This is a genomic window from Herbaspirillum camelliae (assembly GCF_001929405.1).
In the GTDB taxonomy this organism is placed as follows: domain Bacteria; phylum Pseudomonadota; class Gammaproteobacteria; order Burkholderiales; family Burkholderiaceae_D; genus Herbaspirillum; species Herbaspirillum seropedicae.
Window position 1 is genome coordinate 5,532,846 of record NZ_KV880769.1, and the last position, 14,810, is coordinate 5,547,655.

Here is a 14,810-nt window from a genome sequence, read left to right on the forward strand (position 1 = left end):
GAGCGCATGCGCAAAAAATGACGCCATCCAGCAAGCACTGGATGGCGTCTTTTTTGCGACTTCTCTATCAACTATTTGCGCAGCCAATACCTCAGGTCTTGGGCAAGGTCACCCCATGCTGCCCCTGGTACTTGCCGCCGCGATCCTTGTAGGAAGTCTCGCAGACTTCATCGCTCTCGAAGAACAGCACCTGGGCGCAGCCTTCGCCGGCGTAGATCTTGGCCGGCAGCGGCGTGGTGTTGGAGAACTCCAGGGTCACGTAACCTTCCCACTCCGGCTCGAAGGGGGTGACGTTGACGATGATGCCGCAACGCGCATAGGTGGACTTGCCCAGGCAGATCGTCAACACGCTGCGCGGAATGCGGAAGTATTCGACGGTACGCGCCAGCGCGAAGGAGTTCGGCGGGATGATGCAGACATCGCCCTTGAAATCCACGAAGGACTTCTCATCGAAGTTCTTGGGATCGACGATGGTGGAATTGATGTTGGTGAAGATCTTGAATTCGTCGGCGCAGCGGATATCGTAGCCATAGGACGAGGTGCCGTAGGAAACGATCTTGCTGCCGTCAGCCGCCGTGCGTACCTGCCCCGGCTCGTAGGGTTCGATCATTCCTTCCTGCTCCGCCATGCGGCGGATCCACTTGTCTGACTTGATGGCCATGGTGTTCAACGTATCCAAAGAATCCGGCATTTTACGCCAAAACCGGCCCAGGTTGGGCCATCCCGGGCCATCGTGGCGCCGCATGACCTGCCACAGCAGCCCGACAGGCCAGGCCGGCCCGGCCTAGCGCCCTCCGCCAAACAGCGACTTGAAGAAGCCCACCCGCTCGCGCTGCTGGCGCTCATAGAACGGCTTGGTCTCGGCCAGCATGTAGTCGGCGATGCTGTTGCCGGGCTCCACGCGCAACATGTCCACTGCCGTATTGGCTGGCGCGTGTTGTGCGACCACTGGTCCGACTTCGCGCATCACCCGTTCCACGTGGCTCGCGGGGAGGTCAATGCCGACCACCAGCGTAGGCTGCGGGTCATGGGCAGGATCATGCATCATGGCCAGGTAGGCGGCCTTGACCTTGTCATGGCGCGCGAACAGCGCCGACAGCGCCTCCAGCATGGCCTGCGGCGGCTGCGCCGGGCTGCCCAGCTGCACGCTGCTGCCTCCGCCCACCTCACGCGCCACGGGCACGCCGCCGTTATCCTCCTGCAGGACATGAGCCACTTCGCCGGGCACGAAATACTTGGCGTGGGGGCTGTCCGGAAAGAGGATGAAGATCGTCCGCCCATCGCCGCACATGCGGAACAGCTCGCGCACCGTCATGCCCACGCAGGAGGCGTCTTTGTCGAAGGCTTGCTCGATCTCCTGCAGGGAACTGAACATGGGCAGCATCATGGCCCCATCGTCACCGGGCCAGCGCATGATCTGGACCTGCTCGCGGTTGCCGTCCGGCGGCGGGTTGCCGCGCACGAAGACGGTGGAATCCAGCAGCATGCGGTAGAAGGCGGGCCGCGCTTCCGGGTCGCCCTGGGCGCGGAGCAAGACTTCTTCAAGGGGAGACAGGGATGGGGAGGTTTCGGCTTGCATGGCGCTCTTTCTGGTTGTTGGGGGACCATGCCGCCCCGGTAGCGGGACCGGAGCAAGGCGACTCTTCGAACCGGTCGCTCAAAGAAGGTTCCCAGGGGGCGGGAGATGGGCGGCAATGCAGCTTCCTTTCCAAGAAGCAACCCGATGTTGGCATCTAACGTGCGATGGCTGAAACAATGGACCCGCCCGATCCCACCTCCGGCTGGCGAAGGCAGCCGCGACCAGTTACCGCCACCGGACGGGCGCGCGCTTGCGGACTAGGGCCCATGTCAGCTTTGCGGACATCGCCGCCATGCTGCGCCAGCATGGCCATCAGACGATCGCCTTGTCACTTTGCGCGCGTCATCCTTGGGATTTGATGGCCTGCATCGTGCTGCTCGATAGCCTCAAGCAGCCCAACCGCATCAGGACGAACGGCTACGTGCCGCCCTGGCACCGTGGCTGGACAACCCTGGGCATGGCTGGACGAATCCCCAACGCTGGCATGTCGAGTTGCTGGCGCAGTTGGAGGGGGTGCGGCGACTGCGGCGTATCGTGCCGCCGGCGTGGCATGCGCAGTTGGAGGGCGTTACTCGGGCGTCGGAGACTCGAGACTGGATATCGATGCGGAACGCAGGTGTTCTCCGAGGGCGTGATGTTTCTTTCTCGCTGCGGCCTCTTCTTGGAAAATTATTTTCACTGAACCTGAGCCTGAAAGAAACAGCCTTCAGGACAAATGATCAGCGAACGAGGCTTGGCTCTTCGGCCCCGACATCCCATTGATCTCGCGACCGGCGTACGCACCGATCCCCACTCCTGACGTTCGGTCATTCCTTCCTGCTCCGCCATCCGGCCGGTTCATGCGGCTGAGTTGGTGAGTATTAAGTTCGACGTATTCATCTACGTAATCATCTGATTCTCGGAATCCGACACTCCACGCGAAAGACGGATGAAATTGGCTGAACTGGCGCCGCACACTGCTTCAGTGCCTGCGCCCACCTCGACCTTCATTGGCGAGACATCTCGCAAATTCCACGCACCGTGAATACCCGAAGAAAGAAGCTCCAGATCTTCATGCCGCATGTGGGATGAAACCCTCCAAGAATGCGGAATGAATTCGATATAAGTCCGCCGGACGATGCGCTGTAATAGCACACGTGAATCGCTGAGCTGCCAAGTGGACACAACGGCATCGCCCCCGTAGGCGGCACGAACAACATGCTGAGCTACAGCGAACGTCGCCGGCAGCAACATGACGCATTCGCTCAATCACGGCACATCAATGACATGCTCGGCAGCCAAGCTGAATAAGTTGCCTGAGCAATCCGGGAGAAGCAGATGAGAACTCATCCGGCATGCAGGATCCCTCAACGAACACCTTCGTTCATCTCCTCCTATCGCGCAAGGAGGTTCCGACGCAAATACAGCAAAGGGCTCATGCAATCTGTCCCCAGTTCGCAGATATCCAAAGTAAATATCCGATTCAGCACAACTCAAATCAGCATAAAGGAGAATGAAAATGGCTCAGCAACCGGCCAGTGAAGTTATTGCAGGATGGCGATTAGGAACAACGTCAATGCAGTATGAAACCGGAGGAAGGGGCGTCAACACCATCAGTACCGGAAGAGGAGATAACGGCGGCGCATCATATGGTGCGTATCAGCTTTCCTCAAAAAAAGGAACCCTCGAGCGATATCTGAAAGACCCGAACTACGGAGACTACAGCACACACTTTTCAGACCTCGTGCCAGGCACAAAAGCATTTAACGATAAGTGGAGCGAACTCGCAAAGAATGATCCGAACTTCGCCTCGACTCAACACCAGTTCATACACGATACGCACTACAAAGTGCAACTCAACAGCCTCAAGGCTGCGGGAATAGATCTCAGCGGACGTGGTGTTGCGGTTCAAGACATGATCTGGAGTACCTCTGTTCATTTTGGCGGATCCACTTCACTGATAAGCAATGCTCTCCATAAGAAATTCGGACCTAATCTATCTCTGGAGTCTCGATCAGATGCCGAGATCATCGTCGCAGTTCAGGACCACAAGATCGCAAACAACGAAGCAATGTTCCGGAGTTCATCTGAAGAGATAAGACGAGGCAACCTTGCAAGAGCAACATCAGAAAAACAGAGCCTTTTGAATTTGCTCGGGATCGAAGATGACGCCAAGAAAAATCTTGCTCCCCAAATAGCCCCGGATCCGCACGAGAAGGACGTGGAACAAGCAGAAAAAGCAGCGGAAAAAGCTGTCGCAACAAACGAAAGCACCGTAACTAGTATCTCCAATGAAGAGAAAGCGGACGCGCTCTCTAACATCTCAGCACGGGAACTTCGCCCTGAAAGCAATCCCAGCGCGGTCGCCCACACCGACAGCAACGATTCAGAAATACATAGTCCGACAAGAAGCGTTCGCAGGCACAGGTAGCGAACTCATATTCAACAGTCTTCGCCTTGCTCAGGCATATTGGCACGCGATATCGACGGCGATGGGAAGATCAAAACGGCGGTGAATTATTCGGTAATTACACCGCTCTCAAAAATGGCCAGTTGGCCGCCAATGGATTTGAGGCACTCAAGGACCTGGACAGTAACGTTGACGGCGTCATTGATGCCAAGGACAGCGCCTTTACAACGCTACGCCTCTGGCGCGACCTCAATAGTAACGGCGTCACAGATGCCGGCGAGTTGCAGACGCTCGAACAAGCCAACGTACGCAACTTGAATGTCGGTTATACGTCTGGCAATCAGAAAGATGCTGAAGGCAATCATCACCGCCAACTGGGCAGCTTCACCAAGGGGGACGGTCGCCAACAGAAGATGAATGATGTCTGGTTTTCGGTTGATACAGCGCGAACCGTGAACATGAACCTGTTGGCCGTCAGTGAACAGATTGATGCACTACCGGATCTTCTTGGCATGGGGAACGTAGCGAGTCTGCATCAGGCCATGGCACGAGACAGCACTGGCACTCTCACAAAACTAGTGCAGCAATGGATATCCGCCGGAGAGGCCGAGAGGCCCGCCCTGTTGACCAGTCTGATTTTTCATTGGGCGGGTGTTCAGAATATCGATCCCACGAGTCGCGCTGCCACGAAAATTTACGGAAACGTCATTGGCGACGCACGCAAGCTTGCGACATTGGAAAAAATACTCGGAAAAAACTATATGGGCGTCTGGTGTTGGGGCGAACTGGACCCTAATCCACATGGACGGGCTACGCCCCATTTGCTCAAGGCATTTGATTTACTTGCACAGCGAGTCAAGGAACGACTGCAATGGCAGAGTGATTTCCGGCCGTTCGTTAATAGCCTGGCACTCCACTGGGACGAGGCTTCCGCCAGCTTTGAATGGGATGTGAGTAAGTTGGTCGAAGTGTTAAAAACGCAATTTAACCGGGGAGAGGCGTCTAGCAGATTAGCAGGTTTTGATGACGCCTTGATCAGCACAGGGAGCGATGGTATCTCGCTAATGAATGCCATTTCAAAGGCAATAGAGCAGCAGGACGGCGACTTTGAAACGTGGCTTCTTCTTGGTCGTGGCGCTCTGCTATTAGGAACAGAAGGAGCAGATACATTGCAGGTTAACAATTTTATGTACAAATCTCATCTTCTTAGGGGTGGCGCGGGCGACGATACGTTACGCGGAGGCGCTGGCGCGGACATGTTATCAGGCGATAACGGCAATGACAGCCTCGCCGGGGGATCGGGTAGCGACATCTATCTGTTCAATCAGGGCGATGGCAACGACACCATTAACGACGAAGACTACACCAGCGGCGATATCGATACGCTGCAGCTCGGTGCCGGCCTCAATGCTGCCAACACCGTACTAGCTCGCTCTGGAAACGACCTCACCCTGACATGGGGATCGGAGTCAGTCAGCCTCCAGAACTACTTCTACTCTGCATATTACAAGATCGAGAAGATCGTCTTTGCCGATGGCACAACCTGGGCTGATGCCGATATAGCTACCAAGCTCACCCAGACCGGCACCATCGGTAACGATAATTGGTCGGGATTGGGCAACCAGAGCAATCGCATGTTCGGTCTGGCCGGTAATGATCAGTTCTACGGCGGCCAACTGGAGGACACGCTCGACGGCGGCGACGGCAATGACTCTCTGACCGGCTATGCCGGTAACGACAATCTCATCGGCGGCAATGGCAATGACTCCCTCGATGGTGGTGCCGGCAGTGACTCCCTCTCCGGTGGAAAGGGCAATGATCGTCTCGTCGGTGGATCGGGCAACGATATCTATCTGTTCAATCAGGGCGATGGCAACGACACCATCAACGACGAAGACTACACCAGCGGCAATATCGATACGCTACGGCTCGGTGCCAGCCTCATTGCTGCCAACACCGTACTAGCTCGCTCTGGAAACGACCTCTCCCTGACATGGGGATCGGATTCAGTCAGCCTCCAGAACTACTTCTACTCTGCATATTACAAGATCGAGAAGATCGTCTTTGCCGATGGTGCAACCTGGGCTAATGCCGATATAGCTACCAAGCTCACCCAGACCGGCACCATCGGTAACGATAATTGGTCGGGATTTGACAACCAGAGCAATCGCATGTTCGGTCTGGCCGGTGATGATCAGTTCTACGGCGGCCAACTGGAGGACACGCTCGACGGCGGCGACGGCAATGACTCTCTGACCGGCTATGCCGGTAACGACAATCTTATCGGTGGCAATGGCAATGACTACCTCGATGGTGGTGCCGGCAGTGACTCCCTCATCGGCGGCAATGGCAATGATTCCCTCGATGGTGGTGCCGGCAGTGACTCCCTCTCCGGTGGAAAGGGCAATGATCGTCTCATCGGTGGCTCGGGTAACGATATCTATCTGTTCAATCAGGGCGATGGCAACGACACCATCAACGACGAAGACTACACCAGCGGCAATATCGATACGCTACAGCTCGGTGCCGGCCTCATTGCTGCCAACACCGTGCTAGCTCGCTCTGGAAACGACCTCACCCTGACATGGGGATCGGAGTCAGTCAGCCTCCAGAACTACTTCTACTCTGCATATTGCAAGATCGAGAAGATCGTCTTTGCCGATGGCACAACCTGGGCTAATGCCGATATAACTACCAAGCTCACCCAGACTGGCACCATCGGTAACGATAGTTGGTGGGGATTTGACAACCAGAGCAATCGCATGTTCGGTCTGGCCGGTAATGATCAGCTCTACGGCGGCCAACTGGAGGATACGCTCGACGGCGGCGACGGCAATGACTCTCTGACCGGCTATGCCGGTAACGACAATCTCATCGGCGGCAATGGCAATGACTACCTCGATGGTGGTGCCGGCAGTGACTCCCTCTCCGGTGGAAAGGGCAATGATCGTCTCGTCGGCGGCGATGGTAATGACGTCTACCGATTCAACCGCGGGGACGGTGTCGACACCGTCATCGACGCTGATGCCACACAGGGCAACATCGATATACTGGAGCTCACCGACATCAATCAGCAGAACCTTTGGTTCCAGCATATCGGCGATGATCTGCAGATCGATATCCTTGGATCATTCGACCAGATCATCGTCAAAGGGTGGTATTCACAAAACAACTGGACTGGCCCCAATCACCTCGAACTAATCAAGACGGCCGAGGGGTACACCATGAACGACAGCGATGTGGAGCATTTCGTGCAAGCCATGGCCGCCTTTTCAGCGCCGCCTGCATCACAGAGCAGCTGGAATAACGGCCAGCACTACAATGGTCGCGTGCTGTTGACAGTGACGCATTGACACAGAGGAACATCCGGCGCTGGCAGATGTTGCACTCTCCACGGTCGGAGAACGGCTCGCATTCACTGCGGGCCTTTCGCGACCAATACCAATTAGGCGATTTTTATCCGCTTTCTCGCCAGGGAAGACAGAATTTCCCGCGTATGCTGCGCGTCTTGATCAACGAAAAATTCGTCAAGACGTCACCTGAAAACAGAACAAAATCGGTATGCCATCAACGCGATTTAGGCTCCAATGGGTCTCGCTCTACTGCTCCGACCAGCCGACTCAAAGGAGTCTTCAGCAGCTCATTCCAGAGGCACGCGCCGTGGGATGACGAACGCAACTGTTGACAGTAAGCTCTCCAAAGGATCCAGAAATATTCTCAGCAAGCATAGATTTGAATAGTGCCCGGCCACCATCGCCAGCTCACTTAGAGCCAATCGCCCCGGCGATGCAACCCACCGATCGTGCGGCTAAACCGATGAGAATTTTTCCGCGCCAACCAAAGATTTTGATCAGCGGAAAATCATCAAGTCTTTGCTGAATGCAGAACAAATTCAGTATATCTCCAGCGCGATTTGAGGTTCAATGGATCCCTCTCTTCCACACCGATAAAGTGGCTCAACGGAGCCTACATCCAGTCAATCGAGAGACACCCGCCGTGCATTGAAGAACGCGATGTTCAACACGAACGTCCATCCATCCGAAGGGAATAGTACATGCTCAGCAAGCGCCAATTTCAATGGTGCGCAGACCATCATCGTCCGATCAGAATGGCGTGCTGGACCCTGATCGGCATTTTCATCAGTCGTTACCTCATCCTGTTTTTCATCCGCTTCTATTGGAACGGCATTGGGCCGCTGGACTACCGCCCGGCAGACTCGATGATGAAGAAAATGAATTGCGAGACCGAGCAGGTCAAGGCCATGTTCATTCCTTCGACCAATCAGGTGTTTCCTCCACGGTTGAATCTCAGCCCCTTCAAATCCAGTAATCTGGACCGCACTGATGCCCGGTTCTGGATGCTCGAGAATTATCCGACCACCTTGATCGGCTCTGAAATATTGACCGATGCGCCCGCCTGCCTGGGCGCCTACATTGCCGACATGAAGGACTATCCGGGGCCGTATGCCATCCTCATCGTTGACCGGGATTCGGGCGCGACCATTTTCCGTATTGCGCTGCTCAAGGACTATCTCACGCGATAACGCCGGATGGAGGACTGGGTTTCAATATTCGATAAGACGAGGTGGGCGATGCTAAGCAAACGGCAATGGCAGTGGTGTGCGGATCATGAACTCGGGATCAAGCTGGTTTTGTTGTATTTGTTTTTGGTGTTCTTGTTGGTCTACTCCTACAACTTTCTCAAGGTGTTTTGGTGGAATAACAAATTGCCTTTGCAGTACCAGAATTTGACGCACTGGAGCGCCCGAATTGGGTGTCGGACGTTTGATGTCTACGAGATGTACATCCCTTCGGAAAATAAGGTGATCGCCCTAAACGGCGATTACAGCAACTACCCATCCGATCCGCTTGACCGCGGCGATGCAAGATATTTTCTTTTTGAGAAATACCGAACCGTAAGCTTGGGATCCGAAATCTTGGAGAAGCGCCCAGATTGTCTTGGAGCATTTATCGCGGACAAACAAGCATGGCCGGAGCCTATTGTCATGAGAATTGTTAACCGGAGCACTGGTCGGAATGTCTATCGAATTGCGTTAATTAAGACGCGTTTAGAGCGTTAATTTAAGGAACAAAATACATGATTAATCCCCAGTAACTGAGGCGGCCCGAAAACCACGAAAAGACAGTCCCCAAAATATATATTTCCAACTTTTCTAACGATAAGTTTTGCCGTCTTTCATAAATACTCCAATCGTATCTATTTTCATCTAATCAATCTTTGATTTACAGAAAATATTCGATGGAATTAGCATCTAAATAAGGATTCAATGTAGCAGGAATATTTTCAGAAAATTCTTGCGTTGGAAATCCAGACATCTACTACTTGGATGTCGGTCAGCTCTTCCGGAAATATTAAGGGGATAGAAGCATGCTTAGCAAACGACATTGGCAATGGCTTGCAGACCACCAGAATCGCGTTAGCATCGTTTGGTGGAGCATGATTTTTTCGATATTGGTGATGTACATCTACAACTTTTTAAATATATTTTGGCTGGAAAATAAAATACCCATGCCTTATTACCCGGAAGGTTCGCTGATGGAACATCTCAAATGCTTCGACGGTGAGAGTCGGGATTTTTTTATCGACAGACGGCCAAATATAGAACCACTGGGAAGAGAAGATGCGTCGTTGTTTCAACTAGAAAACTATGACACGACAATCTTCGGATCAGAAATTCTGAAAAAACGCCCTGAGTGCCTGGGTGCTTATATCGCATACACCGCAGGCCGTACAGAACCTTATGCGATCTTAGTGGTAGACAGAAAAACGGGAAAGAACATCTTTCGACTCACATATCTTCGCGATTACCTTAAGCGCTAATTCATTTAGGAAATAACCATGATCAACTATAGCGTCACCGTACGCACTTACCCCACCGGCGGTTTCGAAGGGTTAAAAGCGCAAGTAGGCCACGCATTTGTCACCCTTTCAGCTCCTGGAAAACCTGATATTACGATCGGCTATTACCCGGTTGTTCACGGCTCCACCGGCCCAGGCACTCTAAGAGATGACACAATCACCAGTACAGACCCAAAAACAGGAAAACCAATTCCTCACTTAGAAAGATGGTCAAAGACATTTTCAGTCTCAGAACGGCAATATAGCAACATGCTCGAATACGCAGCCTCAGTTGCCAACGACACCACCGACAACTACAACGCCGTCCGAGGCGCCATCCCTCTTCTCCTCCCGATCAGCGCCGTGACAGGTCCCATGTCCAATGTCTGTACCGACTTCGTCAAGAATATACTGACCGTAGGTGAGATTTCCCCAAGCGCGTACAGCTCCCTCACGGACACCATGCTCCCTCAAGAGGTTACCCGCCGATACTCTGGCGTAGACACCAACCAGGTCAAGCCAGATTCCGCACCCGCCGGCAGCTACTCGGCCAAGATCGAAAAGAACACCGAGAAATTGTGGGACGGCATTCACACTTATGATCCATCCTATGCCAACTGGCTACCCAACACGGGAGGCCCTGGTCTTTCCTACACCGAAGAACACTTCGGTCGGCACGGTACCGTGCGCACATATACCAATGGGGTGCGGTATATCTCCGATACGGCCCATGGAACGATCTCCTGGATCGTGCCTAATCCTGACACGGGCACAATCACGACCACATTCCAAAACCTGGCGACAGGTGAAACCACCTTCAAGACGGTGCCCATGGAAAACAGGACCGAGTCGGTAACGCCAAAAACCGAACCGGTGCCGCCCAAGCCCGTCGAGATCGTTTCCATCAAGTCCTTTACAGAACCGGGCTTGAACGGACACAAACTCATCACCACCACCCATACGGAAACAGGGGTGGTCTCCCATCAGTTGCGTAACCCGGATGGCAGCCTATCAAACGCCAATACCGCTGCTAACGGCAATCTCTCCTTCTATTCGGACGGGCAAGTTGAAGTCCTCAACAACAAGAAATACGTGGGACGATTTGCCCTCGACGCCAGCACCGGCACCCTCGCTGACGGCACCTCCGGCAACTTCCACTACGACCCCGCCTCCGGAGAGATCACCCGCAGCGGCAGCAACATCGGCGACATTGACGTCGACGGTTTCTCCTATACCGACCGTTCCAACAACGGAGTCCGGTGGAATGACCGCAGTTACCAATTCAATGACATCAACGCCGCCAACTCGGCCGATCATGCGGCCTGGGCGGCCTTCGCCAACGGCGAACTGGACAAGCCCGGCTTCGAAAACGTCGTCAATGCCTCCACCGACTTCTTGGCAAACAATCGGTTCACCTACACGCCGGGCATCCAATACGTCCCAAGTTTCCCACTACCGAGCCAGCTCCCCCTCAGCACCTTCTACGAAAGTACATCAACAGCAACGGAGTTCGCCGAATCCATTGCCCAGGAGATCCAGCGCCGCCTTAAGAGCGTCCTACTTTCAGCCACGGCACCGCAGCCAGGTAACTTTGATATCGACCGCGAAATCCAGCAAGAACGAGCACCCGCTTCACCATCCTGGGACACGGGCGATGCCCTGCCCTTGACTCAACTCATCAGCAGCTACCGCTCCCTACTCAAATCCGGCGCCATGACGAATTACACCGATGCCGTGCAGTTCCTCCAATCCGGCATCAATCAGATCTATATTGGCGGCAACAACCGAAACAGACTAGATAACTTTGATATCGACCGCGAAACCCAGCAAGATCAAGCACCCGATTCACCATCCTGGGACACGGGCGACGGCCTGCCCGTGGCTCAACTCATCAGCAGCTACGACTCCCTACGCCAATCCGGCGCCATGACGAATTACACCGATGCCGTACAGTTCCTCCAATCCGGCCTCAATCAGATCTATTTTGGCGGCAACAACCGAAACAGACTAGATAACTTTGATATCGACCGCGAAACCCAGCAAGATCAAGCACCCGATTCACCCTCCTGGGACACGGGCGACGTCGTGCCCTTGACTCAACTCATCAGCAACTACGACTCCCTACGCCAATCCGGCGCCATGACGAATTACACCGATGCCGTACAGTTCCTCCAATCCGGCCTCAATCAGATCTATTTTGGCGACGACAACCGAAACAGTCTCATCGGCACCGATGGCGACGACTATGATGCCCTCTACGGCGGCGCAGGTAACGGCGAGTTATTCGGCCAGGCTGACAATGATAGCTATCGATTCAGTCTGGATGATGGCGCTGACACCATCATCGATAGAGACAACACCTATCAAGATATCGACTGGCCCGGCCCCTTCGACATTGAACATCAGAACCTCGGATTCAAGTACAGCGGAAACAATCTGAAGATCAACATCCCCCAACCATCCGATCAGATCATCGTAAAAGGCTGGGAAATCCAGAAAGGCCGCGGAAGTGATAATCACGTCGAACGAATCGGGACTGCCGATGGATATACGATGCACGAGGGCGATATCGAGCAATTCGTTCAGGCAATGGCGGCCTTCGCTGCACCCACTGCGTCGCAGACCCGCTGGACCGGAAGTCAGAACAGCAATGGTCAAATCTTGCTGACCGTAACGCATTGAATGCCATCGGCGATGTCTCGCATCAGCCGAAATCGCCGATCCCTGCATTGATGAATTCGCGGCCCATCCTCACGATGGGCCGTCTCATTACCCCTCGCCTCCTACGAGACTCTTAGCGTGACTAAAGAAGAACAGGGCACCGCGCCACCATCTGCAGACGAACGCCTCGATACCGGCCTGCTCTGTCTGTTGATGATGGCCAAACTGCATGGTATCGCTGCCGATCCGCGTCAGCTTCAACACGAATACGGACGTGCACCCTTCACTATCGAGACCATCCTGCTGGCCGCGAAAAAACTGGGATTGACCGCGCGCTGCATCAGACAATATCGTGATCGCCTGGATCGGACACCGCTGCCGGCCATCGCCATCGATACGAGCGGCCAGTTCTTCCTGCTGGGCAAGATCGACAAAAGCCAGGAGATATGGCGCATCCTGCTGCAACGGCCAGGCCAGCGTCCGGAAGTCATGCTACACCCAGACTTTGAACAATGCTGGAGCGGGCAACTGATCCTCATGACCAGCAGGGCGAGCTTTGCCCGCGCGATGGGAAAGTTCGACTTTACTTGGTTCATTCCCGCCGTAGTCAAGTATCGCAAGACCTTAGGCGAAGTCTTGCTGATTTCGCTGGTACTGCAATTGATCGGGCTATGTACGCCGCTCTTTTTCCAGGTGGTGATGGACAAGGTATTGGTCAACCACGCCATGAAGACTCTCAATGTAATCGCCTTGGGTCTGGTCGCGGCGACCCTGTTCGAAGCCATCCTTGGGGGAATCCGTACCGCGCTGTTTGCGCATACCAGTAGCAAGATCGATGTAGAGCTGGGATCGAAGTTGTTTGCGCACCTGCTCAGCTTACCCATTACCTATTTCCAATCCCGCCGTGCAGGGGACTCGATCGCTCGCATCCGAGAGCTGGAGAACATTCGCTCTTTCCTGACCGGCAATGCCATGACCTTGCTGCTGGATATCGTCTTCTCCTTTGTCTTCATCGGCGTCATGCTGTGGTACAGCGTGACCCTGTCACTGATTGTCCTGGCATCAATTCCGTTGTACCTCGCCCTATCCTTCCTCTTTACGCCCATATTGCGCGCAAAGCTGGACGACAAATTCAACAAGGGAGCGGAAAACCAGGCGTTTCTGGTGGAAACCCTCACTGGCATGGATACGCTCAAGGCCATGGCCGTCGAACCACGCTGGCAGCAGAAGTGGGACAAGCAACTGGCCGCCTATGTCTGCGCGGGTCTCAGTACAACCAACATCGGCCTGCTGGCCAGCGGTGGTGTAAGCCTGATCAGCAAGCTGGTCACCGCCGCCATCATGTGGCTGGGTGCTACCTTGGTCATAGAACAGCAGCTCACAGTCGGGGAGCTGGTGGCCTTCAATATGCTTGCCGGGCAGGTAGCCTCGCCCATTCTGAGGCTGGCCCAGTTATGGAACGATTTTCAGCAAGTGGGGATTTCGATGAGTCGGCTAGGAGATGTACTCGACACGCGCTCGGAGGTAATGGGTCAGAAATCCCGCCTGCCCAGGTTAGCCGGTGCGATCTCTTTCGACCAGGTTTCATTCCGGTATCGTCCGGAAAACACAGATGTCATCCGCTCGCTGTCCTTGAGTGTGCGGCCTGGCGAAGTCCTTGGGATCGTCGGCCGCTCCGGCTCAGGGAAAAGTACCCTTACCAAACTGGTACAGCGCCTCTACGTTTGTGATCGTGGCAGGATCCTGATCGACGGGCAAGATCTTGCCATCATTGACACCGCCTCACTACGCCAGCAGATCGGCGTGGTGTTACAGGAAAATACGCTGTTCTCCCGCTCCATCCGCGACAACATCGCACTCACCGATCCGTCCCTGCCCATCGAAACCGTCATCGCCGCCGCGAAGCTGGCAGGCGCCCATGAATTCATCTGCGAATTACCGGAGGCCTATGACACCCTGGTCGGGGAACATGGAACCGGTCTGTCTGGTGGACAGCGCCAGCGCATCGCCATCGCTCGCGCACTGATCTCGAATCCGGCGATCCTCATCTTCGACGAAGCCACTAGCGCACTCGACTATGAGTCCGAGAAAATCATTCAGGACAATATGCGCCAGATCTGTGCGGGAAGGACCGTATTGATCATCGCCCATCGACTCTCGGCAGTCCGCGACGCCCATCGCATCATCGTCATGGACAGGGGGGAGATTGCGGAGAGCGGCTCGCACGATGAGCTACTGCGTAATCCCGCTGGCATCTATACGCACCTGCATCGCCTGCAGATGATTCAAGGCGCTGCAGGCGTCCCCTCAACGGCATAAGCA

10 protein-coding genes are annotated in these 14,810 nt (G+C 54.6%); 7 read left to right on the forward strand and 3 right to left on the reverse strand.

The annotated features are described in order from the left end of the window. Nucleotides 1-91 precede the first annotated feature (91 nt). From dcd to BGK68_RS27710, 3 genes are all read right to left on the reverse strand, one after another. On the reverse strand, nt 92-661 hold the full coding sequence (gene dcd, locus BGK68_RS24755) for a dCTP deaminase (protein ID WP_013235399.1): 570 nt from the start codon (nt 659-661) through the stop codon (nt 92-94). Between the two features lie 123 nt (nt 662-784). Beyond that, on the reverse strand, nt 785-1,579 hold the full coding sequence (locus BGK68_RS24760) for an enhanced serine sensitivity protein SseB C-terminal domain-containing protein (protein ID WP_075259259.1): 795 nt from the start codon (nt 1,577-1,579) through the stop codon (nt 785-787). A gap of 879 nt (nt 1,580-2,458) precedes the next feature. Continuing rightward, entirely contained in the window at nt 2,459-2,812 is a 354-nt protein-coding gene (locus BGK68_RS27710) for a hypothetical protein (RefSeq protein ID WP_143433159.1), read from the reverse strand. 265 nt (nt 2,813-3,077) lie between these two features. Between BGK68_RS27710 and BGK68_RS24765 the strand changes: the two genes are divergently transcribed. From BGK68_RS24765 to BGK68_RS24795, 7 genes are all read left to right on the forward strand, one after another. Then, nucleotides 3,078-3,989 (forward strand): VgrG-related protein, encoded by a 912-nt coding sequence (locus tag BGK68_RS24765; protein ID WP_143433160.1) that lies wholly within the window; start codon nt 3,078-3,080, stop codon nt 3,987-3,989. Between the two features lie 26 nt (nt 3,990-4,015). Beyond that, nucleotides 4,016-7,321 (forward strand): calcium-binding protein, encoded by a 3,306-nt coding sequence (locus tag BGK68_RS28580; RefSeq protein WP_143433161.1) that lies wholly within the window; start codon nt 4,016-4,018, stop codon nt 7,319-7,321. Between the two features lie 701 nt (nt 7,322-8,022). Beyond that, nucleotides 8,023-8,511: a hypothetical protein gene (locus BGK68_RS24775; RefSeq protein WP_075259262.1), complete on the forward strand. Its 489-nt coding sequence runs from the start codon at nt 8,023-8,025 to the stop codon at nt 8,509-8,511. Between the two features lie 48 nt (nt 8,512-8,559). Next, nucleotides 8,560-9,048: a hypothetical protein gene (locus BGK68_RS24780; RefSeq protein ID WP_143433162.1), complete on the forward strand. Its 489-nt coding sequence runs from the start codon at nt 8,560-8,562 to the stop codon at nt 9,046-9,048. A gap of 308 nt (nt 9,049-9,356) precedes the next feature. Next, on the forward strand, nt 9,357-9,809 hold the full coding sequence (locus tag BGK68_RS24785) for a hypothetical protein (RefSeq protein ID WP_075259264.1): 453 nt from the start codon (nt 9,357-9,359) through the stop codon (nt 9,807-9,809). A gap of 18 nt (nt 9,810-9,827) precedes the next feature. Next, a complete protein-coding gene (locus BGK68_RS24790) occupies nt 9,828-12,509 on the forward strand; it encodes a hypothetical protein (RefSeq protein ID WP_143433163.1) in 2,682 nt (893 codons plus the stop codon). 117 nt (nt 12,510-12,626) lie between these two features. After that, on the forward strand, nt 12,627-14,807 hold the full coding sequence (locus tag BGK68_RS24795) for a type I secretion system permease/ATPase (protein WP_075259266.1): 2,181 nt from the start codon (nt 12,627-12,629) through the stop codon (nt 14,805-14,807). The last annotated feature ends 3 nt before the right edge of the window (nt 14,808-14,810 follow it).

Bases quoted from the DNA above. Each gene is read 5' to 3' on its own strand.
- BGK68_RS24790 (WP_143433163.1), top strand. From the start codon at position 9,828: ATGATCAACTATAGCGTCACCGTACGCACTTACCCCACCGGCGGTTTC.
- BGK68_RS24765 (WP_143433160.1), top strand. From the start codon at position 3,078: ATGGCTCAGCAACCGGCCAGTGAAGTTATTGCAGGATGGCGATTAGGA.
- BGK68_RS27710 (WP_143433159.1), bottom strand. From the start codon at position 2,812: ATGTTGCTGCCGGCGACGTTCGCTGTAGCTCAGCATGTTGTTCGTGCC.
- BGK68_RS24785 (WP_075259264.1), top strand. From the start codon at position 9,357: ATGCTTAGCAAACGACATTGGCAATGGCTTGCAGACCACCAGAATCGC.
- BGK68_RS24760 (WP_075259259.1), bottom strand. From the start codon at position 1,579: ATGCAAGCCGAAACCTCCCCATCCCTGTCTCCCCTTGAAGAAGTCTTG.
- dcd (WP_013235399.1), bottom strand. From the start codon at position 661: ATGGCCATCAAGTCAGACAAGTGGATCCGCCGCATGGCGGAGCAGGAA.
- BGK68_RS24780 (WP_143433162.1), top strand. From the start codon at position 8,560: ATGCTAAGCAAACGGCAATGGCAGTGGTGTGCGGATCATGAACTCGGG.
- BGK68_RS24775 (WP_075259262.1), top strand. From the start codon at position 8,023: ATGCTCAGCAAGCGCCAATTTCAATGGTGCGCAGACCATCATCGTCCG.